The organism is Metabacillus mangrovi, assembly GCF_009711125.1.
Classification (GTDB): domain Bacteria; phylum Bacillota; class Bacilli; order Bacillales; family Bacillaceae; genus Metabacillus_B; species Metabacillus_B mangrovi.
In genome coordinates this window covers 152272-176281 of the sequence record NZ_WMIB01000001.1, presented here as the reverse complement: position 1 = coordinate 176281, position 24010 = coordinate 152272, and the positions used below count along the sequence as shown (strand labels likewise).

General features: G+C 48.0%; 27 protein-coding genes and 2 pseudogenes. 16 read left to right on the top strand and 13 right to left on the bottom strand.

Annotation, left to right across the window (positions count from 1 at the left end; translation table 11 throughout):
- Window positions 1-61: 61 nt before the first annotated feature.
- From GKZ89_RS00950 to GKZ89_RS00930, 5 genes are all read left to right on the top strand, one after another.
- A complete protein-coding gene (locus GKZ89_RS00950) occupies window positions 62-670 on the top strand; it encodes a TetR/AcrR family transcriptional regulator (RefSeq protein ID WP_155110509.1) in 609 nt (202 codons plus the stop codon).
- 74 nt (window positions 671-744) lie between these two features.
- Window positions 745-1395, top strand: a complete 651-nt coding sequence (locus GKZ89_RS00945; RefSeq protein ID WP_155110508.1) for a peroxiredoxin-like family protein — start codon at window positions 745-747, stop codon at window positions 1393-1395.
- Window positions 1396-1420: 25 nt separating this feature from the next.
- Window positions 1421-2095, top strand: a complete 675-nt coding sequence (rpiA, locus tag GKZ89_RS00940) for a ribose-5-phosphate isomerase RpiA (protein WP_155110507.1) — start codon at window positions 1421-1423, stop codon at window positions 2093-2095.
- A 10-nt stretch (window positions 2096-2105) separates the two neighbouring features.
- A complete protein-coding gene (locus tag GKZ89_RS00935) occupies window positions 2106-3071 on the top strand; it encodes a quinone oxidoreductase family protein (RefSeq protein ID WP_155110506.1) in 966 nt (321 codons plus the stop codon).
- A gap of 114 nt (window positions 3072-3185) precedes the next feature.
- Window positions 3186-3737, top strand: a complete 552-nt coding sequence (locus GKZ89_RS00930) for a DUF6241 domain-containing protein (protein WP_155110505.1) — start codon at window positions 3186-3188, stop codon at window positions 3735-3737.
- On the opposite strand, the gene GKZ89_RS00925 is transcribed toward GKZ89_RS00930, so the two are convergent.
- Window positions 3729-4940 (bottom strand): phospholipase D-like domain-containing protein, encoded by a 1212-nt coding sequence (locus GKZ89_RS00925; RefSeq protein WP_155110504.1) that lies wholly within the window; start codon window positions 4938-4940, stop codon window positions 3729-3731. The two genes, GKZ89_RS00930 and GKZ89_RS00925, sit on opposite strands and share 9 nt — an antisense overlap.
- A gap of 68 nt (window positions 4941-5008) precedes the next feature.
- Window positions 5009-6004 carry an LLM class flavin-dependent oxidoreductase gene (locus tag GKZ89_RS00920; RefSeq protein WP_155110503.1) on the bottom strand — a complete coding sequence of 332 codons (996 nt, stop codon included), beginning with the start codon at window positions 6002-6004 and terminating at the stop codon, window positions 5009-5011.
- Between the two features lie 138 nt (window positions 6005-6142).
- Here GKZ89_RS00920 and GKZ89_RS00915 point away from each other — a divergent pair, with 138 nt between their 5' ends.
- The 4 genes and pseudogenes from GKZ89_RS00915 (at window position 6143) to GKZ89_RS00905 (ending at window position 9541) form a co-directional block, all read left to right on the top strand.
- Window positions 6143-6883 carry a YqcI/YcgG family protein gene (locus GKZ89_RS00915; protein WP_155110502.1) on the top strand — a complete coding sequence of 247 codons (741 nt, stop codon included), beginning with the start codon at window positions 6143-6145 and terminating at the stop codon, window positions 6881-6883.
- A 128-nt stretch (window positions 6884-7011) separates the two neighbouring features.
- Window positions 7012-7587: pseudogene (locus GKZ89_RS21350) on the top strand (TerD family protein); the annotation flags it as partial.
- A gap of 510 nt (window positions 7588-8097) precedes the next feature.
- Window positions 8098-8490, top strand: a complete 393-nt coding sequence (locus tag GKZ89_RS21345; RefSeq protein ID WP_338324887.1) for a tellurite resistance TerB family protein — start codon at window positions 8098-8100, stop codon at window positions 8488-8490.
- Between the two features lie 22 nt (window positions 8491-8512).
- Window positions 8513-9541, top strand: coding sequence for a PQQ-dependent sugar dehydrogenase (locus GKZ89_RS00905; RefSeq protein WP_155110501.1), 1029 nt, complete (start codon window positions 8513-8515; stop codon window positions 9539-9541).
- Window positions 9542-9613: 72 nt separating this feature from the next.
- On the opposite strand, the gene GKZ89_RS00900 is transcribed toward GKZ89_RS00905, so the two are convergent.
- Window positions 9614-11218, bottom strand: a complete 1605-nt coding sequence (locus GKZ89_RS00900) for an APC family permease (RefSeq protein ID WP_155110500.1) — start codon at window positions 11216-11218, stop codon at window positions 9614-9616.
- Window positions 11219-11690: 472 nt separating this feature from the next.
- A complete protein-coding gene (locus tag GKZ89_RS00895; RefSeq protein WP_155110499.1) occupies window positions 11691-12116 on the bottom strand; it encodes a DUF2512 family protein in 426 nt (141 codons plus the stop codon).
- A gap of 160 nt (window positions 12117-12276) precedes the next feature.
- Here GKZ89_RS00895 and GKZ89_RS00890 point away from each other — a divergent pair, with 160 nt between their 5' ends.
- The 3 genes from GKZ89_RS00890 to GKZ89_RS00880 are packed head-to-tail and all read left to right on the top strand — an operon-like array spanning window position 12277 to window position 13920.
- On the top strand, window positions 12277-13302 hold the full coding sequence (locus GKZ89_RS00890) for an LLM class flavin-dependent oxidoreductase (protein WP_155110498.1): 1026 nt from the start codon (window positions 12277-12279) through the stop codon (window positions 13300-13302).
- Between the two features lie 13 nt (window positions 13303-13315).
- Window positions 13316-13618 (top strand): iron-sulfur cluster assembly accessory protein, encoded by a 303-nt coding sequence (locus GKZ89_RS00885; RefSeq protein ID WP_155110497.1) that lies wholly within the window; start codon window positions 13316-13318, stop codon window positions 13616-13618.
- Window positions 13619-13632: 14 nt separating this feature from the next.
- Window positions 13633-13920 (top strand): DUF3219 family protein, encoded by a 288-nt coding sequence (locus GKZ89_RS00880; RefSeq protein ID WP_155110496.1) that lies wholly within the window; start codon window positions 13633-13635, stop codon window positions 13918-13920.
- A 12-nt stretch (window positions 13921-13932) separates the two neighbouring features.
- Here the strand turns inward: GKZ89_RS00880 and GKZ89_RS00875 are convergent, their stop codons facing one another.
- The 4 genes and pseudogenes from GKZ89_RS00875 to GKZ89_RS00860 all read right to left on the bottom strand — a co-directional run.
- The gene (locus GKZ89_RS00875; protein WP_155110495.1) at window positions 13933-14928 is read right to left on the bottom strand and encodes an LLM class flavin-dependent oxidoreductase; all 996 of its coding nucleotides are present in this window, start codon (window positions 14926-14928) and stop codon (window positions 13933-13935) included.
- Window positions 14929-15303: 375 nt separating this feature from the next.
- Window positions 15304-15855, bottom strand: coding sequence for a methylated-DNA--[protein]-cysteine S-methyltransferase (locus GKZ89_RS00870; RefSeq protein ID WP_155110494.1), 552 nt, complete (start codon window positions 15853-15855; stop codon window positions 15304-15306).
- Window positions 15856-16428: a bifunctional transcriptional activator/DNA repair enzyme AdaA gene (locus tag GKZ89_RS00865; protein WP_155110493.1), complete on the bottom strand. Its 573-nt coding sequence runs from the start codon at window positions 16426-16428 to the stop codon at window positions 15856-15858. It lies immediately after the preceding gene.
- Between the two features lie 179 nt (window positions 16429-16607).
- A pseudogene (locus GKZ89_RS00860) lies at window positions 16608-16859 on the bottom strand (zinc ribbon domain-containing protein); the annotation flags it as partial.
- A 119-nt stretch (window positions 16860-16978) separates the two neighbouring features.
- Here GKZ89_RS00860 and GKZ89_RS00855 point away from each other — a divergent pair.
- Window positions 16979-17719, top strand: a complete 741-nt coding sequence (locus GKZ89_RS00855; RefSeq protein ID WP_155110492.1) for a YwaF family protein — start codon at window positions 16979-16981, stop codon at window positions 17717-17719.
- A 24-nt stretch (window positions 17720-17743) separates the two neighbouring features.
- On the opposite strand, the gene moaC is transcribed toward GKZ89_RS00855, so the two are convergent.
- From moaC to GKZ89_RS00830, 5 genes are all read right to left on the bottom strand, one after another.
- On the bottom strand, window positions 17744-18226 hold the full coding sequence (gene moaC, locus GKZ89_RS00850; protein ID WP_155110491.1) for a cyclic pyranopterin monophosphate synthase MoaC: 483 nt from the start codon (window positions 18224-18226) through the stop codon (window positions 17744-17746).
- A gap of 12 nt (window positions 18227-18238) precedes the next feature.
- Window positions 18239-18817, bottom strand: a complete 579-nt coding sequence (locus tag GKZ89_RS00845) for a molybdenum cofactor guanylyltransferase (protein WP_155110490.1) — start codon at window positions 18815-18817, stop codon at window positions 18239-18241.
- Window positions 18814-19308 carry a molybdenum cofactor synthesis domain-containing protein gene (locus GKZ89_RS00840; RefSeq protein WP_162356432.1) on the bottom strand — a complete coding sequence of 165 codons (495 nt, stop codon included), beginning with the start codon at window positions 19306-19308 and terminating at the stop codon, window positions 18814-18816. Before GKZ89_RS00840 ends, GKZ89_RS00845 begins: the two co-directional genes overlap by 4 nt.
- 75 nt (window positions 19309-19383) lie before the next feature.
- Window positions 19384-19683: a hypothetical protein gene (locus GKZ89_RS00835; protein WP_162356321.1), complete on the bottom strand. Its 300-nt coding sequence runs from the start codon at window positions 19681-19683 to the stop codon at window positions 19384-19386.
- A 17-nt stretch (window positions 19684-19700) separates the two neighbouring features.
- Window positions 19701-20816: an NAD(P)/FAD-dependent oxidoreductase gene (locus GKZ89_RS00830; protein ID WP_155110488.1), complete on the bottom strand. Its 1116-nt coding sequence runs from the start codon at window positions 20814-20816 to the stop codon at window positions 19701-19703.
- A gap of 145 nt (window positions 20817-20961) precedes the next feature.
- On the opposite strand from GKZ89_RS00830, the gene GKZ89_RS00825 reads away from it, so the two are divergent.
- The 3 genes from GKZ89_RS00825 (at window position 20962) to GKZ89_RS00815 (ending at window position 23990) form a co-directional block, all read left to right on the top strand.
- Window positions 20962-21288, top strand: coding sequence for a metal-sensitive transcriptional regulator (locus GKZ89_RS00825; protein WP_155110487.1), 327 nt, complete (start codon window positions 20962-20964; stop codon window positions 21286-21288).
- 18 nt (window positions 21289-21306) lie between these two features.
- The gene (gene copZ / locus GKZ89_RS00820) at window positions 21307-21513 is read left to right on the top strand and encodes a copper chaperone CopZ (protein ID WP_155110486.1); all 207 of its coding nucleotides are present in this window, start codon (window positions 21307-21309) and stop codon (window positions 21511-21513) included.
- 71 nt (window positions 21514-21584) lie between these two features.
- The gene (locus tag GKZ89_RS00815; RefSeq protein ID WP_162356430.1) at window positions 21585-23990 is read left to right on the top strand and encodes a heavy metal translocating P-type ATPase; all 2406 of its coding nucleotides are present in this window, start codon (window positions 21585-21587) and stop codon (window positions 23988-23990) included.
- The last annotated feature ends 20 nt before the right edge of the window (window positions 23991-24010 follow it).

The following is a 24010-nucleotide window of genomic DNA, read 5'->3' as shown; positions in this document are numbered from 1 at the left end:
CATTGGCATATTTACAGACCGGCGGTCGGTTTTTATACTATAAGGAGGGAGGGGGGTTGTTATGAAGCAGTTTGTCAGAAGAATCCGTTCTGAGCAGCTCATTCTTGATGCAGCTAAGGAGCTGATCAGGGAAAAAGGCTGCCGTCAGACAACCTTGGCGCAGCTGATGAAAAAAACAGCCCTTTCAAAGGGGGCTCTTTATCATTATATAAGCAGCAAGGATGACTTGATGGCGAAGGTGATGACCAGCATAATGGAAGAGACGAACGATTTGTTTTTAGCGAGACTTTCAGAAGGAGAAGAATCGTATCTTCATCCGGAGGAAGTCCTTGCAGGGCAAATCAGCGCTCTCGATCAGCCTGGCCAAATAATCAGTGAGATTTTTACCTATTTTATTGCCAGGTCTGATGAGAAGGCAGCCAGGGAAGCTCTGGATGAGTTTTATGACAACATCTATCAATTTGCACTGCTGTGGATCCGTTCAGGCCAGAAAAACGGAAGCATTCACAAGGGCATTGACCCGCACAAGCTTGCTGAGCTTTATCTTCTTTTGCTGGACGGTTTCAGGCTGAGGAAGGCTCTGGGGCAATCCGGCTTCACGTTCAATGCCGGTGATACGGCCTCCCTGTTCAGGCTCCTGTTCACAAAGGATTTGCCGGCAGTAAGATGAAATAAGCATATGAAGGGAATTATCCGGGTAAAGCTGATACGATTAGTCTGCACCAACTAAAAGGAGGGGTTTCGATGACTGCAATGAGAACGGAGTTTAAAGAATACCTGGAAAAGTTTAAAGAAAGTGCATCTGCTGAAACACAGGCTGACATGCAAAAAGCAATCGATGACCTTGAAAATTCCGAAGAGGGAAAAGGTCTGGAGCTAGGGGATCAAATTCCTGATTTCGTCCTTCCGGATGCGTCCGGAAAGAAAGTCAGCATCGCAAACTTACTTAAAAAGGGACCAGTGGTCATTACCTTTTACCGGGGGGGCTGGTGTCCGTACTGCAATCTGGAATTAAAGGGATACGAGTCGGTCCTTTCTGAGATCCATGAAGCTGGAGCAGAGCTTATTGCCATCAGTCCGGAAACACCTGATGCATCTCTGTCCACGAAAGAGAAGAACGAGCTTACTTACCATGTTCTGAGTGACGAAGGGAATGTAACGGCCAAGCAGTTTAACCTCGTCTACCAGATGCCGGAATATTTAATTGAATTGTATAAGGAAAAGGATTTAGATGTTCCCGGACATAATGGGGATGAGTCCTGGACACTCCCTGTATCCGGAACGTTTATTGCCGATCAGACCGGCCATATTATCTACTCTTACGTGAAGGCAGACTATAAAGACCGTGCTGAGCCATCCGAGGTTGTGAGTGAGCTGAAGAAGATTAATCGGTAAATTCAGCCGGAGAAGGGAAAAGGCTATGATTGAAAAGAAACAGGCAGGAGAATACGCTGTACGCTACATTAAAGAGGGAATGACAATCGGCTTAGGGACTGGAAGTACAGTTGCCTACACCATTGAAAAGATCGGCGCTCTAGTACAGCAAGGTTTATCGATAAAGGGTGTAGCGACCTCAGTTGAAACAGAAAAAAAAGCTGCTGAATTCGGAATTCCGCTGATCAGCTTCAATGAAGCTGAAAAAATCGATTTGACGATTGACGGGGCCGATGAAATCGATCCTCAATTTAATGGAATTAAGGGAGGAGGGGGCGCGCTTTTCCGGGAAAAGCTGGTGGCCCTCGCTTCTGATCAGGTTCTTTGGGTGGCAGATCACGCTAAACTGGTGCAGAGAATCGGGAATGTTCCATTGCCGGTGGAAGCTGCTTCTTTTGGCTGGATGCACACCGGTAAACTGCTTCAAGACCTGAACTTAAAACCCGTTTTAAGAAAAACAGGCGAAGGTCATCCGTACTACACAGATAACGGGAACGTCATTTTTGATTTGAATACAGGACCGGTCGAAAACCCGGAAGCGATGGCTGCGGAGATCATTCAGATACCAGGCGTTATCGAGCATGGTCTGTTTTTACGTCATCCTGATACTGTGATTACTGGTGTAAACGGAAGTGTAGTCATCCGTGACAGGCAGAGTTAGGAGAATGAGAATGAAGGCTTTGGTTTTTGAATTATTTGGAGGTCCTGAAGTCCTGCAATACAGGGAGATCGCAACTCCTTTATGCAGACCCGATGGAGTCCTCGTTAAAGTGGAGTCAATCGGTGTTAATTATGCTGACATATACAGAAGAAAAGGAAATTACCATTTAGCCGGTGATCCGCCGTACATACTGGGCTATGAAGGAGCAGGTGTGGTTGCAGAAGCAGGCTCACAGGTTAAGGATTTACGGCCCGGCGATCGAATTTGCTTCGCAGATGTTCCGTATGCCAATGCAGAATACATTTTTGTCCCTGCAGACCATGCCATCCCGCTCCCTGACGGAATCTCTTTTGATACGGCAGCTGCTGTTATGCTTCAAGGTTTGACTGCGCAGTATTTGACCCGCGACAGCTTCCCTGTTAAAGAAGGAGACACTGCAGTTGTTCATGCAGCTGCAGGAGGAGTCGGCCAGATTCTTATTCAGATTATAAAGCTTTTGGGCGGCCGTGTGATTGGTCTGACTTCTTCAGATAATAAGAGTGCGGCTGCGTTAAAAGCAGGGGCAGATGAAGTGTTTTTGTACGAAGAAGACTGGGTCGCTGCGGTCCAGGCTGCAACAGGCGGTAGAGGTGCAGATGCAGTCTTTGATTCAGTCGGCTCAACGCTTGCGCAGAGCTTCTCGGCCTTGCGCACGGGGGGAACGGCGGTATTTTATGGAATGGCCGGAGGAGATCCGCTTCCTGTTGATCCAAGAATGCTGATGGATCAATCCAAAACGCTGACAGGCGGGGATTTATGGAATGTACTGACTTCTAAAGAAGAACGGATAAAGCGTTCAGCTGAACTGTTTCAGTGGATCTTGAGCGGTCTCATCGTCATCCAGCCGCCTGCGATCTTCCCGCTTGCAGATGGACAAGAAGCACACGAATTATTGGAAAGCCGAAAAAGCACGGGCAAGATCCTTTTAAAGCCATAAATCTCATAGTACCCCCGCTTCAACATGTGAAACGGGGGTATTTCCTATGTAAAAGGATGTCATCCAATAATGTAAAATGATGGTATACTTATGAGAGAAAAAGGAGGGGGTTTCGTGCTGAACGAAAACAAAAAAAGAAGATCGGTAAGAGGAACTAAAACGCTGCTCATTATAGCAGCGGCTCTGACCGGATTAACAGCTGCCGTCTATTTTTATTTTTCTGTTGAACCCGGCCCAAAAGATCAGCCGGAAGCATCCGTCTCTGCACCGGCTTCAGAGCCGGCTATTACGGATTCTGCTGATCCTGCTGAAACTGCTGACGCCGTTTTTGCGGATTCAGCGAAATGGGGAGATGAAGAATTTTGTAAAACAATTCATTTGATGTCCCATCAAAAAGTAGCATCTGATCTGAAATGGGGGGCCATTAAAATGACACCTGAACGGATCGAAATACTCCAGAACCTTCTTGATGAGAAGGAAGCGGAGCTGAAGCACGCTTCTGTTTATAAGGAGATTCTGGACCGATGGGAAAAAGGGGATTTTTCCAAAGCGGTTGAGGATCACAATCAAATCTGGTCTCTTCAAAACGGAACTGTAGGAAAAGCGACAAGGCTGCTGACTGAACAGGAAGAGAGGGAGTACATAATGAGAGAAGCTTTAGAGTAACCTGTACAGCCAGAGTGGGGGCCTTTCAAGCATGCTTTCCCACCAGGGAATCGAATCGTACATTTCTTCTGTCAAAATCCGGCTGCGTCCGAAGTCCTCCTGCAGCTCTTTTTTTATTTCCCTTATAAATTCAGGAGAATAGATCAGACAATTTGCTTCATCATTTAAATACAAACTTCTGGGATCCCAGTTTGCAGTCCCGATATCAGCGATTTTTTCATCGATTACCATCACTTTCCCGTGGAAAAAACCATTCCGGTACAAATGGACAACAGCGCCGTTTTTAAGCAGCATTCTAGTTTTCGGGTAACTGGGCGGCTTCGTGTACCAGTAATCCGGATGGTCGGGAAGAAGAAGGTGCACGGAAACCTTGCGATGCAGCGCAAGCTGTAAGGCCTCCATCAGGGCATCAGTCGGCAGAAAATATGGAGTCGCAATAAAGATTTCTTCTTTGGCCTGATGGATGAGTCCAATCATCCGGTTTTCAAGATCTCCTCCTGTCGAGAAAAGAAACTGATAAGAGACGGGTCCACGCTGTAAAAAACCTTCTTTTCTAAAAGAGGGATCCCGTTTTCCGTTGTCCTCTTCCCAATCCCTCTTAAACTGCTCAGAAACAGAACGTGCCCCTCCTCCGGTCAGCCGGATATGATAATCGCGCCAGTAGCCGAATTTCGGGTCGTTTCCCAAATATTCCTCTCCCATATTAAAGCCCCCGAGGTAGGAGATTCTCCCGTCGATTACCGCGAGCTTCCGATGGTTCCGGTGGTTGAGTTCATAAAAAAAATTTCGTATTCCGGGACTCCTGCTCGCAGTGAATTTTCCGCCGTTTTCTTTTAATTTTTCCATCATTTGATTATCCATCGTACTTCCGACTGCATCCGCAGACAGCTTGACGTCTACTCCCTGTTTCGCTTTTCTGCTCAGCTTTTCAATGAATTCCCGGCTTATTTTGTCATCCCGGATAATGAAGAAGTGAATATAAATCGATGAAGACGCATGGTCAATGTCATAAAAAAGCCGTTTATAAAGTTCGGCTCCGTCATTCAGCAGAACAGCATCTCCCTGAAAAACGGGAGATTCAATCAGCGGATGGCTATGGTTGTATTCTTCAGCTCCTGCCTGTATGTTCCGGATCGCTCGATAGCCTGTACCGGATAAAACGGTCATGAACAGGAGAAAAATGAGGCCAGCCTTTTTCAGCATATTCAAAACTCCCCGCTTCCGGCTTAATACCTTCTAGTATGCGCGGAGGAAAAAGAGGCATGCAGGAATCAGGATAAATACATCTCCGCAAGCCTTAGGAAGGACTGCTTCTTTTCCTCAAACGAAAATACATTAGCCAGAACCATAATCTCATCGGTCTCATACCGTTCAGCTAATGCATCAAGGGATTTCCGGACCTTGGCAGGCCCGCCGATAACCATCCGCCTGCGGTTTTGTTTGATCTTCTTCCAGTCTGAATCCTTGAGCACGGCAGCCTTTGCTTCTTCTATGCCCGGGACCCGGCTGTCCAGTCCCTTTTCCGCACGCAGCAGCCATAAGTCCTGGCTTAAAGCCAGTTCTTCAGCTTCTTCGTCCGTCCTTCCACAGATCACGAACACAGCAGCAAGTGCCTCCGGTTTTTGGGAGAAGTGAGAGGGCACGAACGATTCCCGGTACATTTTGAAAGCTTCTTGACCCCGGTCCGGTTTAATAAAATGGCCGAATACATAATTCAGTCCCAGTGCCCCCGTTTGCGCGGCACTGTTTTCTCCAAGCCCGAGAAGCCAGACAGGAGGAACATCATCAGGGAGGGGGGCCGTTTTTATTCCGTAAAGCGGGTGCTGGCGGGGAATGTGATTGGTCAGGAACGAGATGAAATCATCAAGCTTCCTCGGAAACTCGCTCATGCTATGGCCGTTTTGGTCAAGGAGTGCAGCCCGGACCTTTTCAGTCCCCCCTGGTGATCTGCCGATTCCGGCATCTATTCTGCCCGGGAACAGCGATTCCAGCTGCCGGAAATTTTCAGCTGTTTTATACGGACTGTATTGCGGCAGGAGCACCCCGCCTGACCCGACTCTGATGCTCTTTGTAACTGAAGCGGCAGCTGCCATGAGGATTTCAGGGGATACACTGGCGAGGCCTCTTGTCCCGTGGTGCTCAGCAAACCAATACCGGCTATAGCCAAGGTTCTCAGCGTACTGAGCCATTTCTAAGGATTCTTTCAACGTCCTGGACGTGTCACTGTTTTTGGCAACTGCAGCCTGATCCAATATGCTAAGTTTCATTGTTCAATCCTTTCTATTCCGTTTGACATGCAAGTAGAATGCCACACATGCCGCCTTCTTGGCAATTAGAGTGTTTGGACGTTTTACTCCTTCTATTCAGGGAATAGAAAAGAGGGAAAGAATTAAGGGGGCTATTTTATGCACACTCGATTTAAAGCATTGCTTACAAAAGAAGAAATGACCAATTCTGATTTAGTGCCTGAATGGGTCATCCGGGAATACAAAACGTTCCATGATACGGTTACAGATGCCACTTTTCCTTGTTACTTTGGAATGAAAGCAGAAAATAAAGGCGAGCTGCGCTATGCTTACATAACACAGGAAGATTGGAGCAATCTTCCATCAGCAGTGGAGGAGTTTCTCGCACTGTTCGATGCGCCTCCCTATACGCGCCATGGATTATTTGTCTTCATGGAACCGGAAAAGGAAGAAGGAGACCTGGAACTTTACAGGAAGCGTTTTTGGGATATTCTCCAGGATCTGCATGCCCATGACAAAAAGCCATGGCCTGAAGGGGCACCGAAAGACCCTGAACATCATTTGTGGGATTTCCATTTTGCCGGAGAACCGTTTTTCGTGTTCGGAAATGCGCCTGCCTATAAGCAAAGAAAAACAAGGCATCTCGGGAACAGCCTCGTTATTGGCTTTCAGCCCCGGATGATTTTTGAGGGACTGACCGGAACGGAAAAAGGCGGAATTATGTCACGCGAAAAAGTACGGGAACGTGTGGAGAAATGGGATCAGCTGCCGAAGCATCCGGATATCAGCCATTACGGCGATGAAGACCATAATGAATGGAAGCAGTACTTTATCGGAGATGATATAGAGCCGATAAAAGGGAAATGCCCGTTCATGCATGGAAACATGACCGAAAAGTAAGTCAAACAAATTCAACCGGCTGAAGGCCGGTTTTTTTCTGTCTTTTTCTGTATAAATTTGGGGAGGGACGGAATTAATGGTAGAATAATAGAGACAATATTCCTGTATTCAGAAAGGGAGATGGACCTGTGGGTGTTACGTTAAAAAAAGGCCAGAAAGTGGATTTGACAAAGAGCAACCCCGGACTTTCCGCCATTGCAGTGGGTCTCGGATGGGACATTAACCAGTTTGGCGGAGCGGCTTATGATTTGGATGCTTCTGTTTTCCTTCTTGGAGAGAATGGCAGAGTACCGTCCGACAATGACTTTATCTTCTACAACAATCCGACAGGCGCTTCAGGATCCGTTATTTATTGCGGAGATAACCGCACTGGAGAAGGTGCTCAAGATGATGAGCTGATCCGGGTTGACTTAAACCGCGTTCCCAATCACATCCAGCGGATTGCTTTCACGATTACCATTCATGATGCTCAAGAGAAAAGACAGAATTTTGGACAAATATCCAATGCATACGTAAGGATATTCAGTGAAAATAATGGTGCCGAGCTTCTCAGGTATCAGCTGGGGACAGAGTTTTCAGTAGAAACGGCCATTGTGGCAGCCGAGCTGTACCGGCATCAGGGAGAATGGAAGTTCAGTGCGACCGGCAGCGGGTTTGGCGGCGGCCTTGGTGCGCTATGCAGGAACTTCGGGGTTACAGTAGATGATGAACCGGCGCAAACAGCACCTTCACAGCCGTATCAGCAGCAGCACCAGGGCAGCCATCAGCCTTCCGGAGGCTATCAAAATCAGGGATACAGCTCCGGCACCTATCAGGCTCCCGCCGTTTCCCAAAATCCTTACCAAAACCAGTCCCAATCTCCGCAAAATCCTTATCAAAACCAGGCACCGGCTGCAGCACAGAATCCGTATCAGCAGCAGCCACCGCAAAACTATGGGGCTCCGTCCCAGTCTTACGGCGGAACCCAAACGGCGAACCGCACCACTGTATGTCCGCGGTGCCAATCCCAGAACGTAGGGGCTGGCAAAAAAGGATTTGGCCTAGGAAAGGCGGCTCTCGGCGGACTTGTACTCGGTCCAGTCGGTCTGCTTGGAGGATTCATCGGCGGCAATAAGGTTCAGTTTACTTGCCACCAATGTGCTTATAAATGGGCACCCGATCAAAAGGATTTTGCCGCATGGGCGAATGAACAGAAGCGGAATGCCCAGGAGCTGATGCAAAGGTTTAAAGGCCAGGATATGATGGATGCGATCGTGGCTGGATGTGCACTGGTCAGCCTTGCAGATGGCCATATTTCACCGGCCGAGCGGCAGAAGGTAAATGAATTCTTCAGCAGCAGCCAGGAACTCCGTGTGTTTGATACAGCTAAAGTCAATCAGCGCTTTAACCAGTTTGTGACGAATCTGGAGCGTGACTGGATGACTGGCAGAGCCGAAGCGATGAGAGCACTCGGCAATCTCCGCACCAAGCCTGACGCAGGAAGGCTGGTTGTCCGCTATTGTGTAGCTCTGGGGTTTGCAGACGGGGAATTTGATCATTCTGAAAAACAGGCGGTCTCGGATATATGCCGTGAGCTCGGTTTGAATCCGGCTGAATTTCTTTCTTAGCAGCTAGAGAAAGGAGAAGAACATGAGAAAAGCTGTGTTTCTGCTGCTTATCACTCTGACTGCCTGTTCCGGCAGCCGTGAAACTTCCGAAAGCCTGACAGCCGAAGCTTTGGCGGAAAACCTGGACACCCCCTGGTCCATAAGTGCCGCAGGTGATACGATCTACCTAACAGAAAGACCCGGAGCAATCGTTAAGATAGAAGATGGCAAGCAAATCCGTATGGATGTCCGGTTAAAACATCCGCTATCGAAGGCAGCAGAAGCGGGCCTTCTCGGGATGGAACTCCATCCGGATTTTGATGAAAACAGGGAAGCATTCGCCTATTATACGTATGATGATGAGGGAACCTCTTCAAACAAGCTGATCAAACTAAAGCTTCAGGGCGGAACATGGTCTGAAACGGAAACGCTCCTCGACCGGATTCCGAGCGGTCCATTCCATCAGGGCGGCCGGATGAAAATAGGACCGGATCAGAAACTGTATGTAACTGCAGGAGATGCAGCAGAAGAGAGCAAGGCGCAGGATCCTGAGGATATCGGCGGGAAAATTCTCAGGCTGGAGCTGGACGGATCCGTTCCGGAAGATAATCCGGATCCGGATTCCCCTGTATACAGCCTCGGCCACCGCAACCCTCAAGGGATGGCCTGGGATAATGCGGGGAGCCTTTTCAGCACTGAACACGGTCCGGATGGCAAGGATGAGATAAACCGGATTACCCCTGGAGCGAACTATGGATGGCCAAAGATTTCAGGAGATCAGAAAGGCGAGGGGTTTTTGCCGCCGCTCCTTCATTCAGGGGATGAATCATGGGCCCCGTCAGGAGCAGCCCTAAAAGGGGACATCCTTTATTTTGCCGGCTTGAGAGGTGAGGCAGTCTTTGCGTATGACCTAAAGGCTGAAAAACTCTCTAAAATAGCCGAAGGGTATGGGAGGATCCGGGATGTTTACAGCCGGGACAATGACCTGTATTTTATCACGAATAATACGGATGGAAGAGGTACTGCGAATAAAGGTGACGATAAGCTGTATAAGTTACAGAGAGATATATGAAGGGGAAGTAAAAATGGGACGCTCCATAGCGTCCCATTTTTTAGTCCAGAGCGGGATAGCTGCTTCATCCTGTCACGGACTCGCCGGCTGTCCTTCCAGCGGTGAAGAGTCATCCGTATCATCATCATCAATCAGTGCCTCAGGCAATCCGCTGTATTTCGCCCAATAAAACACAGCAAGAGATCCGGCTGCGATCAGGAACAGATCAATAGGCCCTTTAATTAAGCCAAGCCCACCACCAAAAGAACCTGTATAGGAAAAAATCAGCATCATGATGTAGTACCCGACAAGCCACCAGGAGGATTTCAGCTGCTGGCTGAGGCTAACTTCTTTAACAGGAATGTATTTAGCAAACATCAGGTAAACAGCGAACATGAGGAGCTGGGAGCCCAGCAGCCAGGAAATAGTCGTCCAGCCTGACCAGTAGACGATATATGAAGCAAAGATAAAAGAAAGCGGACCAATGATGCTCATGCCCTTCAGTTTAAATGGACGCTCCAGATTTTTCGCATTAACCCTGAATGCGGCCGATGAAATCGGCGCGATCGCATAAGAAAGGATTAGAGCAACGGAGCATACATTTACCAATGCATTCCAAGAAGGAAAGGGAAGGGTCCAAAAAATAGATAAAGCGAACGAAAGCCAAAGAGAAGTCCGCGGGATCCCGGTCTTTCCATCTATTTTCGAAAACGTCTTAAAGAGAGTCCCGTTTCTTGACCATGCATAGACGAGCCGGGCAGTCGTGTTCATGAAGATATTTCCATTCCCTCCCGGTGAAACGATCGCATCAAAGACAACAAAAAATGCGAGCCAGCTTAGTCCAAGGACGACGGCAATATCTTTAAACGGAAGGGAGAATTCTTTTTGAATGCTCTCCCAGCCGTTCGAGAGCATATCTGAAGGGATCGCCCCAATGAAAAGCACTTGCAATGCAGTATAAATAGCTGCAGCAAGAATGATGCAAAGAAACAGGGCAATCGGAATGTTCCTCTGCGGATTTTTCACTTCACTCGCGACTGAAACAATCGGATGGAGCCCCAAGTAGGCAAACATCACGCCGCCAGTCGAAATGGCTGCCTGAATACCTGTAAAACCGAAAGGGGCAAAACCGGCTGAAGTAAAGTTATCTCCTTTAAAATAGAAAATCAGGACCACGATAATCGTCAGCGGAACAAAGTACTTAAAAATGGAAATAATAATGTTCGCCCTTGCAAAAGTCCGCACGCTCCAGTAATTCAACAGGAAAAACAAACAAAGCAGTCCGAACTGCAGCAGCCACCCCGCTATAGTCGGAGATTCGGAGCCTTTTACCGTTAATCCCGGCAGCCAGTAGGCTACGTACTGCCTCACCGCTGTTACCTCGATGGAAATCAGGCTTGTATAGGCAACAATCGTAATAAATGAAATCAAATATCCTACCAGGTGACCGTGTGAATACACCGGATAGCGGATGATTCCGCCTGTTCTTGGCAAAGCTGCACCGAGCTCGGCATAAACGAATCCGATCAGCAGGATAATGACTCCTCCGATGACCCACGAAAAGCTTCCTGCAGGTCCTGCTTTTGAAGCCACGTTGCTGACAGCGAAGAGCCATGCTGAACCAAAGATGGCCCCAAGGCCGATAAGTGTTAAATCAAGAAGGGATATCGTTTTTTTGAATTTACCCTGATCTGACATAGAAATCCTCCTCATACCACTAGCTGTTTCTATTTTGTTCCCGATCTAGAGATTTATCCTTTATTCGGTTGAAAATACAAAAAACCGCACTCTCCAAAAGTGCGGTTCATCTATTGGGAATTCCGGGAATGAATAGACAGCAGAATAGGATTAGAGGGGGGATCATGCTTTAGGCTTGTAAAGATGGCTGACGGCTTTAAGGATGAATAATTTCTCTTTCGCTGAGAGCATTTTCCAGCTTCCTGCTCTTATTACCATACTTCTCACCTCGTAATTAGGATTGTACCTATTACATACCGTCATTTACAGCAAATAAAACCTTCCGGCACTCTGCAAAAACCGCCAAAACTTTATGGGAAAACGGGGAATTTTGCCGCAGGAAGGCGAATCGAGCTAACATTTTGCCATTAACGTGTTCAAGCCGGTGTTCCGGCTGTCATACCATGCAGAACTTTGCTGAACGATTCTTTGTTTATTTTTTTTTCCTCGGGTCCAGTTCTTCAGAGAACTCCGATCCGAACGCTGGCTGGCTTCTTCTGGGGGACGGATAACGAAGCTCGCTGCGTTCGAGCATGAACACATGGACGAGCACTTCTCCAGCCGTGAAAAGTACCGCTGCTATAATGCTTCCCCACGCAATCTGCAGATAGCTTTCGTATAAAACGGACCCGAAAATCCAAACTCCTAAATAGACCGTGAAAAATTCTGCGATATAAGAGGCTCTGTCTCCTCGGGCGGGGAGGATGATCCGGTCTCCAATCAAATAGGTCGCAATCGCGGCATACAGGCTGAAGGAAAGAATATCTGCAAGATCCGCATCAAAAAATAAGTCGAGCCCAACCGCAAAAGCAATCGCGGCAATAATAAACTTTACTCCAATGACAGCAAGCTGATTCATACGTAATCACTCCTTTCGTCTCAGTTTTGTCAGAAAGCAGAGGTATCATACTTCTTCAGCAGATTTTAAAGCGGATGGTGCAAATCATTCGAGTTTTAGAAGATCCTATAGTAAAGTTGTCCTTATGATTTATATTGAGTCCGTGTAAGGAGGAACCATTTTGTATAAAAGGGAATACGCAGATAAACATAAAAAGCAGCTTCATGAAATTAAACTTTCTGTACTGGATCTCGCCCCGGTCACCGCTGAGAGCAATCCAGGCGAAGCCCTGCAGAATTCACTCGATCTGGCGCAGCACGCCGAGAAATGGGGGTACAACCGTTTCTGGCTTGCCGAGCATCATAATATGAGAGGGATAGCCAGTTCAGCAACCTCAGTAGTCATCGGGCACATCGCCCAGGGCACTTCCTCAATCCGGGTAGGTTCCGGCGGGATCATGCTGCCGAACCATGCTCCGCTCGTTATTGCAGAACAATTCGGCACACTCGAATCACTTTTCCCGGGCCGGATTGACCTTGGATTGGGAAGAGCTCCCGGAACAGACCAGCTGACAGCCCAGGCCCTGCGCAGAGATTTGACTAGTGCAGACGACTTTCCCGAACAGGTAGAAGAGCTAAGAGCTTACTTTAAGCCCTCCGGCAGCAGCCATGTTAAAGCGGTGCCTGGAGAAGGCTTAGACATACCGGTCTGGCTTCTCGGATCCAGCGGCTTCAGTGCCCACCTGGCCGGACAGCTCGGACTGCCGTTTGCTTTCGCCAGCCATTTTGCACCTGAGCATACAGTAGAAGCACTAAATGTGTACAGAAGATACTTCAAACCGTCAGAAGTGCTGGATGAACCGTACGCGATGGTAGGAATGAATGTGATTAGCGCTGATACTGAACAGCAGGCACAGTATTTGTCCACTTCAATGAAGCAGCAGTTCCTGAACCTCGTCAGGGGGCGCCCGGGCCAGCTGAACCCGCCGGTTGATGATATGGACGAGCTTTGGAGTGACTATGAAAAAGCATCGATCCAGCAGACACTGCGTGCATCAGCTATCGGAAGCCCGGAACAGGTGAAAGTGAAGCTGCAGCAATTCCTGGATGAAACGCAAGCAGATGAAATGATGATTACAGCCAATATATTTGACCATCATGCAAGACTAAAATCGTTCGAGCTGACTGCACAGGCTGCCAAAGGATAAAGGAGAATAAAAAATGGATGTTAAAATGAACCGCAACGCAGCAAAAATTTTCAACAGAATGCTTGAGAGTGAAGAAGGACAGGGGAAAATGATCCGGGTTTTCATAACCGAGATGCATGGAGACCATGCCCACTATGATGTGAAGCTTGATACCGAGAAGGAACATGATGAAGTCGTAAAAACAGATAAAGGAATTGATATTCTGCTCGACAGCAGAGAAGAATTCCTCGACGGCGTATGGATTCAATACTTCTTTTTACCAAAGGAGCGCTTTGAGATCATCAACAGAAAAAAAGGATGGCATGACCATCATTAAAGGGTGAACGGCGAATGCTTCTTTTTCTGAATGACAAAGAAATCAGCACGAATGGATTTCAGCTTGAAACGATCGACGGACTGCATCTGATAAAGTTTCAGTTTACCGTTCAAAGCGGATCTGATTATCACGAAACGGCCACGCTGCTGTATGAGAACGATTTTACAGTCAGGATCCCGGAATTGAAACTTCTATTCCAGGCTGAAATCAAGCAGTATTCAACATCCACACACAATTTGTATAAAGAAAATGAGGCGGGGGAATATGATCTTCACCTCATCGAAAAAAAGGCCGGGTATTAATCCGGCCTTTTTTTATAGACATGCTTCCGCCAGCAGCTTGTAGGAATGGAGTTTATCCTCCTCAGCGTACACGTTTGTAATAATCATCACTTCGTCTGCTCCATACGCATCTGAAAGCTGCTGCAGGCGCATCTTTACGTCAGATGGTGTTCCAATCAGCGCATTCCGGCTCATAGCGGCAAGCTTTTCTTCATCTTCGAATGACTTCGGATAATCTTTTGCTTCCTGAGCAGAAGGAATGCCATCAGCACCTTCCCCTTTTGCAAGCATCAGCTGCCAGACTTGCCCGCTGTAGGCAATTTCCGCTGCTTTCTCCGGTGTTTCAGCGCATACAGCTGAGACTGTAAGGATCCGATGCGGCGGGGCAGCATTTCCGCTTCTTGGTTTATAGGTTTCGGAGTACCGGGCGATGACTGACGGATCCTCACTGCCCATAAAATGGCCAAAAGCGTAACCCGTACCATTCTCTGCAGCGAGATCTGCACTTTTCATGCTTGTCCCCAAAACAAATACCTGTGGCGGAACCGCAGGGAGGGGGGCCGCATTGAGCTTGGAATACATATGTTCAACAGGAAAATCATGATCAATAAAATGAAGCAGTTCCCTGAGCGAATCGGGAAGCTGCTTAACATTCCTGAGAAAATTTCCTGAGAGGGCGATGGACGCTTCTGCGGATCCTCCGGGAGATCGGCTGATGCCCAAATCGATCCGTCCTGGAAACAGCGTTGCAAGCATATGAAACGTTTCAGCCACTTTATAAGGTTTATAGTGAGGCAGCAGAATAGCACCTGCCCCGAGCCGGATTCTGCTTGTCTGTCCGCCAATCCAGGCAAGCATGATTTCCGGCGCAGAACTGGTCAGTCCCGGCAGATCATGATGCTCGGCGATCCAATAGCGGGAATAGCCAAGCTCTTCACCTGTCTGTGCGAGCCGGAGAGAGGATTGCAGTGCCTTAAGCGGGGCTGCATCAGAAGGCTTAGCTGACTGGTCGAGAATACTGAGTTTCATTTCGGATTCCTTCTTTCTGTAATTCTGGATTGATCGGATGCTTCAGCCTGCTCTGATCGAGAAAAACAACTGAATTCATCATATCTTATTGAAAGAAAGAGTCCAAATCGTATGCCTTAGCCTGAATTCAACGGGAAATGTGCATGTACGTATGATGAAAAATTTATCGGTCAAACTTTCCACTATATCGGTCAAAATCTCAATATCGGTCAAACTTTCCACTATATCGGTCAAAATCTCAATATCGGTCAAACTTTCGATATGTCGGCTAAACTTTCCAATATAACGGCCAGCACCATAACCCAGCGTGGTTTTAGCAGATTGTTCCGTAATATTGGTTTAGTAGTGTTTTATTCAACTCGCAGCTGCCTCTTCCTAAAACTGGAAGCGTTTGTGTCCTTTGCTGCTAAAATCAGAGATACCTTCCAGATTGAGGAGACGCTCTTTCATCTGCAGACCGCCCCGAAAGCCGGTCAGGCTTCCGTCCGAACCAATTACCCGGTGGCATGGAACAATGATCGGTACAGGATTTTTTCCATTTGCAGTTCCGGCTGCTCTTACCGCTTTTTCGTTTCCAGCAGCCATAGCAAGCTGCCTGTAACTTGTGAGTGTACCATACGGAACCAGCTGCAGGGCCCGCCAGACGGATATTTGAAACGGGGTGCCATATAAGTCCAGCGGAAGCTGGAAGCAGCGTCTTTCTCCATTCAAATACTCTTTCAGCTGCCTTATATAAAGCATGGTTTTTTCAGGGGAATAAACCAGAGAAGAGCCGGGTAGCGCGGCTGAGCTCCATCTTTCAAGAGCATCGGCGGATTCTCCTGGCCATGTGATACGGCATACTCCCTGATCCGTGGCAGCAAGGTAAAAAGGCTCTGAAGAAAAACGTTCATTGATTACTTCATCGTAATAAATCGCCTGATCCATTTATTCTTCCTCCAGCAATTGTTTATTTCTGTATTCAAGCGGGGTGCAGCCTTCTGTTTTTTTGAAAACAGAAGAAAAGTGGGGAGGGTTTTTAAAACCGGTTTTTCTAGCTGTTTCTCCGACTGGATAAGAATCGAGTTTAAGCAGCTCTTTTGCCATGCTGATTCTGAACTGAAGCAGGTATTGAGCAGGGGTCAGCCCTGTTTCCCGCTTGAATACCCGATGCAAATGATAGGCGCTTACCTTTACAGCAACTGCCATTGCGCTTAAAGTAAGAGGTTCGGCATACCGTTCCATTATGACCTTCTTAACGCTTTCAGCGAGAGCAGAATCAGGTCCATGCTGGCCGGCTGTCTCCGGCTTACACCGTTTGCATGCCCTAAAGCCTGCTTTCTCTGCTTCCTTCGCACTCTCATAAACCGTAACATTCTCTTTTTTCGGTGTCCGGGAGCGGCAGGAAGGCCTGCAGTATATTTTAGTAGAAGCAATTCCGATAAAATAGATGCCATCATACTTCGTATCTCTGGATAAAATGGTTTCATAAACTTCATCAAGCCGATCATTTTCCGTCATGTTTCTCACTCCTTACTGGTGATTATACCTGAAAAAGCGGAGGCTTCTGTCTGATCTAAATAGGAGAGCAAGATTTTGAAACTCTGAGGGGTGTGTGTTGAACTACCCCCACTTAATTTCCTTGCAGAAATTTGAAGTGGGGGATTCCTAAGAACACGGGCGTAACCGCCCGTTATTGATTAGGCGATCCCCGCAGTCCCTGCGGTTAGAAGCCTCAAGGTTTCGGTCAAAATGTTTTGGCTCGCGTTCGCATCACGGTCGTGGTGCGTGCGGCATGACGGGCATTCCCACGCTCGCAAAGCGAGGCTTTTTACCTCTTTGTGGCGGTAACCGCAAATCGAACAGAGCTGGCTCGACGGGAAACTTTTTCCGACAGCGATGACCTGTTTGCCGTACCATTTCGCTTTGTACTCAAGCATGCAGCGAAAGCGGATCCGCATTTTCCAGACAGCGGCATACTCCTATATAGGGATGATACCTGAAAAAGAGGAGCCTTAAGCTGCCTGTGTGATAGAATGGAGAAAATTGAACTTTGTGCGGGGTTGATCAGATGAACCTATTTAACAATAATCCGGGTGAATTTCCTTTTGCTATGTTTGAAGCGAGCCATACGGCCGTGCTTGGCATCCTGTTTATTTTAGTGTTCTTGATGTATCTGTTCAGGAAAAAACTTCAGCAGAGAAATTTGAAGGTTTATGAAAGAGCGCTTGCTGTCAGCCTGATTGTTACCGAGCTGCTGTATCATGTGTGGCTGATCGTCAACAGCAACTGGAGTGTGAACCATGCCCTTCCGCTGGAACTGTGCAACATCAGTTTTATCATGGCCGTGCTGTTGCTGCTGACGGGAAACCGCCTCATATACGAGATCCTGCTGTTTATTGGTTTGCTCGGTGCATCCCAGGCACTGCTGACGCCAGTGCTTGAAATCGGCTTTCCGCACTTCCGGTTTTTCCATTTCTTCTATACGCATGTGTGGATTTTTGCTGTGCCGCTCTATTATACGTGGGTGAAGGGGTACAGGCCGACATTCCATTCCGTCTGGAAGATGGTTTTATTCCTGAATATCCTTTTGCCGGCCGTACTTGGCGTGAACTTCGTTACCGGGGGAAATTACATGTTTCTTGCCCACAAACCTTCGAGCGGAAGCCTGCTTGACCTTCTTGGGCCTTATCCATGGTATATCCTCTCCCTGGAAGCGATCGCAGCCGGAATGGGGCTCGTTCTGTGGCTTGTTTTCAGAGAAAAAACAACCGATCTGAAAGAAGAGAAAGTACGTGTTTCTCTTCAATAAAAAAAGGGCTGATTCAGCCCTTTTTTATTTGCGAAGATAATCGCCGCTTTTCCCGCCTGTTTTTTTTACAAGGCACGTTTCTTTAATGACCATGCTTTTATCCACTGCCTTGCACATATCATAGAAGGTGAGGGCTGCTACTGAAGCGGCGGTAAGAGCCTCCATCTCAACCCCTGTTTTTCCATCGCACTTGACCTCTGCCGTGATGGCTAATTGATACCCGTTTTCTGTTTTCCGGTATTCAAATGCAAGATCTGTTCCTTGAAGCTGAATCGGATGGCACATCGGAATTAAGTCAGCCGTTTTCTTGGCTGCCATAATGCCTGCAATCTGGGCTGTCTGCAAAGGGTCTCCCTTTTTGATCGCTCCCGCTTGAATCGCATCGTAAAGCTCCTCTGACAAAGAGATGAGAGACTGTGCTGAAGCGGTTCTCTTTGAAGGATGTTTCTCTGAGATATCGACCATCCGCGGCATCCCGGCCTCGTTATAGTGCGTAAACGAATCCATCCTGAATCCCTCCTAGTAATCGTTATTCCAGTCTGTAGCTGTATTAATATTGATAAAAGCCGGATCGTCCTCTGCAAAGGGGATCGTCAGGACATGCAGATCATTCAGCAGATGGACAAGCTTATGATCATCTGCCGCGAGCATTTTTTCAAAGTTCGTTTCCGTTTTCTTATGGTACAGGGCCATTAGCGGCTGAATTCTCCCGCCCTGGACCGGCACAACGGCATCTGCCTCTGATTCTTCTGCAAAACTCACCATCTCTTTTACAAATTCAGCTGTTACGTAAGGAATGTCACAGGATAAGATAAAAAACCATTCTGTATCATCCATTTTGCTGATTACATTATGTATGGCATATAGAGGCCCCTGGTAAGAATTTGATTCCTCCTCGACAATCAGTCTGACATCTTCCCGCTCAAACCGGTGAACGAGTTCATGGTTTGTCGAGATAACAAGCGGGGACAGCTGATTGACCTTTAGGGCGTCGAGGCTGTGCTCATAAAACGCTTTTCCTTCGTGTGATTCAAACATTTTTGGTTTACCGAATCGTGAGGATTTTCCTCCTGCAAGAACGACTCCCGCTGTTTTCATATCCGGTTCAGCTCCTCTGTAAAATGCTGAATAGAAGGAAGGACCAATTTTTTCATGCCAAGCATCACAGCATTTGAAGAGCCGGGCATCGCATATACCGGCCGGCCGTTTATGCTTCCTGCGGCAGCGCGGCTGAACATGGCTTTCACGCCGATTTCATCATAGCTCAGACGTCTGAACAGCTCTCCAAATCCGGTCATTTCCTTATCGAATATCTTCACAAGTGCTTCATGCGTGACATCTCTTGGGCTGAATCCGGTTCCTCCTGTGATGATGACAGCCTGTATTCCGTCTGTTCTCGACCAGCTGAGAACTTTATTCACGATCTCTGCTGTCTCATCCTTTACAATGGCATAATCAGCAGCAGTATGCCCTTCATTGGACAGCAGCTCCCGGATCAGAGCGCCGCTTTTGTCATTTTCTTTTGTCCGCGTGTCACTGACCGTTAAAACCGCTGCAGCGACAGATAAATTCTGATTATGCGTATGCACAGCCAATCCGCACTCTCCTTTTTGGCAGCTTTTGGTACCACTGTACCAGAGAGGCTGCCTTTTTACATAAAACGGTTACTTTTTTCTGTTATTGATTTCTTCCATTACAGCAAAGGCAAGATCTTCGTTGCCAAAGAGGGATAGTACACCGAGCAGAGTGTCATCGGCAATTGGGCCCGCCTCTTTTTTCGGCACTGTCAATTCGAGTGCTTCTTTCAGTGCCTGGTTGTTTTTTTGCCCGGGGTACGCTTTCCGGTAAAGCTCTTCCGGATCCAAATCATGATTTATGCACCATTGAGCAAATACTAAAATCATCATCTTTTCGTCATTCTGGTAGTTCTCGATTATTTGGTTCTCAAGATCTTTGTTCTGCACGAAGCATGTCCTCCTGTTTAAACGTAATGAGTTTGCGGCTGATAAGGTGACAGATCCAGATCAGGATCTTCCCCCAGCGCGAGCGAGGCAAGCTGCTTTCCAATGTAGGGTCCCGTGGTCAAACCGGAAGAGCCGAGCCCATTCGCAAACAGCAAGCCATCCCAGCCCGAAATCCCGCCGATTACGGGGAGAAAGTCTTCTGTGAACGGACGGAATCCAACTCTCGTTTCTACATATTCTGCTGACGCCAACTCCGGTGCGGTTTCCGCTGCTTTTTGAAGTATTTCTGAAATTCCACCGGCAGTAGGAAAGACACTGTATTCCTCCGTATCTTCATGAGTGGTTCCCGCTGCGACCCTTCCTCCGGGAAAAGCAAGTAAATAGTGCGTTCCGGGAGGCATAAGCACAGGCCACTCCGATGTTTCCTTCTCTGCGGTTCTTAGGTGGACGATCTGGGCTTTTTGAAAGGTGACCTTTACAGATGCCTGTAAAGGATCCAGAAGCTTGGCTCCCCAGGCTCCTGCACACACTGCTGTACAGTCTGCCGGAATGTGTTCCCCATTAACTTCCATACCTGTTACCTTGTTTCCTTCAAATAATAAGGATGCAGCACCCGTTATATACGTAGCACCATGTTTCCGTGCACCGTTCAAAAGAGCGTCTCTTAGTTTTCTGCCATCCGCCCGTGCACCGCCGCTCACATGAACCCCGTAATACGTCTGTTTCAGCAAGGGGAAGAGGGCAGAGGTTTGCTCAGGAGAAAGAAAGGAAATCGCTCCCATTTCCGGCGCGTCAGGCTGCCGTTTTTCTGCCCGCTCCAGTGTTTTCCTTATTTTTTTCTCATCACTGTTAAGACTCACCGCACCTGAACGGAAATACCCTGTATTGGTTTCTCCGTCCAATTCCAGCGCTTTTATCAGATCCGGATAATAACCCGCACCATTTTTGGCAAGCTGATACCAGGCCTGATTCCTCCGCTGTGACAGCCATGGGCATATAATGCCAGCCGCCGCTCCTGTTGCCTGACCGGGCTCAGCGCTGTCAGCTATCATTACATCTGCTCCGCTTTTAGCGAGGTGATAGGCCGCAGAAGCACCTAAGATTCCGGCCCCGATGATTGCGATTCTTGTCATCCACTACACCCTTTTCCTTAATCTCCTAGCATTATATCATCTTTAGCCGGAAATCCGTATGATTGCAGCAGCGGAATCAAAATCAAAGTGTTTACATACCGTATAGGGGTATGTTACATTAATTTTTAATGAAGGAGGTGCCCTTATGGAAGAAAATCAAGCTGAGCCTGTCGCAGAACACTGCATCGCGGAAAGAAAGAGCCACCATTCCGAGCTTACGAAAAAGAATTTAACTTCCCGCCTGAACAGGATCGAAGGTCAAATTCGCGGAATAAAAAGACTGATTGAAGAAGATACGTATTGTGATGATGTCATCACTCAAATTGCTGCCACTCAGGCGGCATTAAATAGTGTCGGAAAGCTTCTTTTAGAAGGTCATATGAAATCATGCGTAGCAGAGCGGATTAAGGATGGTGACCCTGAAATTCTTGATGAGGTGCTCCTCACCATCGGCAAACTGATGAAAAAATAAAAAAGGAGGGATGATAGGATGAATACGGTTTTACAAGTGGAAGGAATGAGCTGCCAGCATTGTGTCAAGGCCATCGAAGGCAGTGTCGGCCAATTATCCGGTGTCGAATCAGTTAAAGCAGATGTTCAGGCAGGAACTGTGGCTGTAAGCTTTGAGCCTGGATCTGTTACACTGGATGAAATCAAAGAGACCATCGATGATCAAGGATATGATGTAAAAGAATAGGACGCACGGCTCCGCAGCTGTGCGTTTTTCCAGCAATAAAATATACCCCATGCAGGTATGTGAGGTGAGAAATATTGGAACAAAGGAAAGGTGCGGATTTCAGCATTCGCGGAATGACATGCGCTGCCTGTGCAGCAAGAATTGAAAAAGGTCTCCGGAAAATGGACGGCATCGAGGAAGCGAACGTCAATCTCGCTTTAGAACGCGGTACCGTGACCTATGACAGCAGCAAACTAAAAACCCATGACATTTTTGAAAAGATTCATGGCCTCGGCTATGAAGCAGAAGGGAAAAAAGCTGTTTTTACGATTACAGGGATGACCTGTGCGGCCTGTGCCGCAAGGATCGAAAAGGGGCTCCGCAAAATGGAGGGAGTGCTGCACGCATCCGTGAACCTTGCCGTGGAGCGGGCAGATGTGGAATATGTGGATTCCGCAGTCACACCTGATGATCTGATTCAGAGGATTGAAAAACTGGGCTACGGTGCGGCCATCAAAGAAGAGCAGCAGGAAGAAAAGCAACTGCGGGAGCTAAGGAACCAGCAAGGGAAATTTTGGTTTTCCCTCATATTGTCCGTACCGCTTTTATGGGCGATGGTCAGTCATTTTACGTTCACTTCTTTTATCTACCTTCCGGAAATGCTGATGAATTCCTGGGTCCAGCTTGCACTGGCCGCCCCGGTTCAGTTCGTTGCCGGCTGGCAGTTTTACAGGGGAGCTTACCATGCGCTGCGGAACAAAAGCGCCAACATGGATGTGCTTGTAGCATTGGGAACGTCTGCGGCCTTTTTCTACAGCCTGTTCACAACCCTCTTTGCGTCCGCTGCAGGTACTGGTGCCGCAGGGCTTTATTATGAAACGAGTGCTGTACTTATTACGCTTATTTTACTCGGAAAGCTGTTTGAAGCGAGAGCGAAGGGCCGATCTTCCCAGGCGATAAAAAAACTGATGGGTCTTCAGGCGAAAACCGCTTCGGTCATCCGCGGAGGGAAGGAAACGGTCATTCCTCTTGCAGAAGTTGCAGCAGGTGATCTTGTCCTCGTCCGGCCTGGCGAAAAGGTACCGGTAGACGGAAAGATCGAAGAAGGCCGTTCAAGCGTTGATGAGTCCATGCTGACAGGGGAAAGCATTCCATCGGACAAATCACCCGGTGATTTTGTATATGGGGCATCCATCAATCAAAACGGATCGATTAAAGTAAGAGCCGAAAAAGTCGGGAAAGATTCTGCGCTCGCACAGATTATCAAAACGGTCGAGGATGCCCAGGCCTCCAAAGCGCCAATCCAGCGTTTGGCTGACACGATCTCGGGGATCTTTGTTCCAATCGTGCTGGGAATCGCCCTTCTCACCTTTTTCATATGGCTGGTCTGGCTCGATCCAGGCGACTTTCCTTCTGCCCTTGAAAAATGGATTGCCGTCTTGGTGATTGCCTGTCCTTGCGCCCTTGGTCTCGCGACTCCCACATCCATCATGGCAGGCTCAGGACGAGCGGCTGAGAACGGAATTCTTTTTAAAGGAGGAGAGTACATTGAGACGGCCCGCCGGATCGATACCATCCTGCTGGATAAAACAGGGACGATAACGACCGGGAGTCCAGTGCTGACGGATACAGAATGGGTTTCCGGAGATGAGATAAAGCTCGCTTCTCTTATCGCTTCTGCAGAGAACCAGTCTGAACATCCGCTTGCAAAAGCCATCGTTACAGGCTTAATGGAGCAAGGTGCCGTCTTGGAGGATGTACAGAACTTTGAAACTTTTCCCGGCTTTGGCATACAGGCACAAATTAGGAACGCCACAGTATTGGCTGGAACGAGAAAGCTGATGAATCAATCCAGCGTGGATATCCGGGAAGCTGAACCGGTCTTGCAGCGCTTCGAAAAAGAAGGGAAGACAGCGATGATCGCAGCGGTGGACGGCATTTACGCAGGAGTCCTCGCGGTAGCGGATACGATGAAAGATTCCTCCCCTGAAGCGATCAAACGATTGAAGGACATGGGTCTTCGGGTCATCATGATTACTGGAGACAATGAACGGACCGCTCAAGCGATCGCTCATAAGGCCGGGATTGATGAAGTCATCGCAGAAGTGCTTCCAAACGATAAAGCAGAAGCTGTTAAGAAACTTCAGCAGTCCGGAAAGGTTGTCGCAATGGCCGGGGACGGGATCAACGATGCGCCTGCTCTTGCAGCAGCTCATATCGGGATCGCGATGGGGACCGGTACGGACATCGCAATGGAAGCAGCAAATGTCACCCTTGTAAGGGGAGATTTAAACAGCATAGCGGAAGCGCTGTTCTTAAGCAGAAAAACGATCCGGAACATTAAACAAAACCTTTTCTGGGCATTCGGCTATAATGCCCTTGGGATTCCGATTGCCGCCGCCGGGCTGCTTGCCCCCTGGGTTGCAGGCGCAGCCATGGCATTCAGCTCCGTATCCGTCGTGTTAAATGCTTTAAGGCTTCAAAGATTAAAACTCTAATAACAGGAGGAAATCCGATC

Excerpts from the sequence above, each read along its gene's own strand:
- GKZ89_RS00950 (WP_155110509.1), top strand. The coding sequence starts at position 62 with ATGAAGCAGTTTGTCAGAAGAATCCGTTCTGAGCAGCTCATTCTTGAT.
- GKZ89_RS00945 (WP_155110508.1), top strand. The coding sequence starts at position 745 with ATGACTGCAATGAGAACGGAGTTTAAAGAATACCTGGAAAAGTTTAAA.
- rpiA (WP_155110507.1), top strand. The coding sequence starts at position 1,421 with ATGATTGAAAAGAAACAGGCAGGAGAATACGCTGTACGCTACATTAAA.
- GKZ89_RS00935 (WP_155110506.1), top strand. The coding sequence starts at position 2,106 with ATGAAGGCTTTGGTTTTTGAATTATTTGGAGGTCCTGAAGTCCTGCAA.
- GKZ89_RS00925 (WP_155110504.1), bottom strand. The coding sequence starts at position 4,940 with ATGCTGAAAAAGGCTGGCCTCATTTTTCTCCTGTTCATGACCGTTTTA.
- GKZ89_RS00920 (WP_155110503.1), bottom strand. The coding sequence starts at position 6,004 with ATGAAACTTAGCATATTGGATCAGGCTGCAGTTGCCAAAAACAGTGAC.
- GKZ89_RS00915 (WP_155110502.1), top strand. The coding sequence starts at position 6,143 with ATGCACACTCGATTTAAAGCATTGCTTACAAAAGAAGAAATGACCAAT.
- GKZ89_RS21345 (WP_338324887.1), top strand. The coding sequence starts at position 8,098 with ATGCAAAGGTTTAAAGGCCAGGATATGATGGATGCGATCGTGGCTGGA.
- GKZ89_RS00905 (WP_155110501.1), top strand. The coding sequence starts at position 8,513 with ATGAGAAAAGCTGTGTTTCTGCTGCTTATCACTCTGACTGCCTGTTCC.
- GKZ89_RS00900 (WP_155110500.1), bottom strand. The coding sequence starts at position 11,218 with ATGTCAGATCAGGGTAAATTCAAAAAAACGATATCCCTTCTTGATTTA.
- GKZ89_RS00895 (WP_155110499.1), bottom strand. The coding sequence starts at position 12,116 with ATGAATCAGCTTGCTGTCATTGGAGTAAAGTTTATTATTGCCGCGATT.
- GKZ89_RS00885 (WP_155110497.1), top strand. The coding sequence starts at position 13,316 with ATGGATGTTAAAATGAACCGCAACGCAGCAAAAATTTTCAACAGAATG.
- GKZ89_RS00880 (WP_155110496.1), top strand. The coding sequence starts at position 13,633 with ATGCTTCTTTTTCTGAATGACAAAGAAATCAGCACGAATGGATTTCAG.
- GKZ89_RS00875 (WP_155110495.1), bottom strand. The coding sequence starts at position 14,928 with ATGAAACTCAGTATTCTCGACCAGTCAGCTAAGCCTTCTGATGCAGCC.
- GKZ89_RS00870 (WP_155110494.1), bottom strand. The coding sequence starts at position 15,855 with ATGGATCAGGCGATTTATTACGATGAAGTAATCAATGAACGTTTTTCT.
- GKZ89_RS00865 (WP_155110493.1), bottom strand. The coding sequence starts at position 16,428 with ATGACGGAAAATGATCGGCTTGATGAAGTTTATGAAACCATTTTATCC.
- GKZ89_RS00855 (WP_155110492.1), top strand. The coding sequence starts at position 16,979 with ATGAACCTATTTAACAATAATCCGGGTGAATTTCCTTTTGCTATGTTT.
- moaC (WP_155110491.1), bottom strand. The coding sequence starts at position 18,226 with ATGGATTCGTTTACGCACTATAACGAGGCCGGGATGCCGCGGATGGTC.
- GKZ89_RS00845 (WP_155110490.1), bottom strand. The coding sequence starts at position 18,817 with ATGAAAACAGCGGGAGTCGTTCTTGCAGGAGGAAAATCCTCACGATTC.
- GKZ89_RS00830 (WP_155110488.1), bottom strand. The coding sequence starts at position 20,816 with ATGACAAGAATCGCAATCATCGGGGCCGGAATCTTAGGTGCTTCTGCG.
- GKZ89_RS00825 (WP_155110487.1), top strand. The coding sequence starts at position 20,962 with ATGGAAGAAAATCAAGCTGAGCCTGTCGCAGAACACTGCATCGCGGAA.
- copZ (WP_155110486.1), top strand. The coding sequence starts at position 21,307 with ATGAATACGGTTTTACAAGTGGAAGGAATGAGCTGCCAGCATTGTGTC.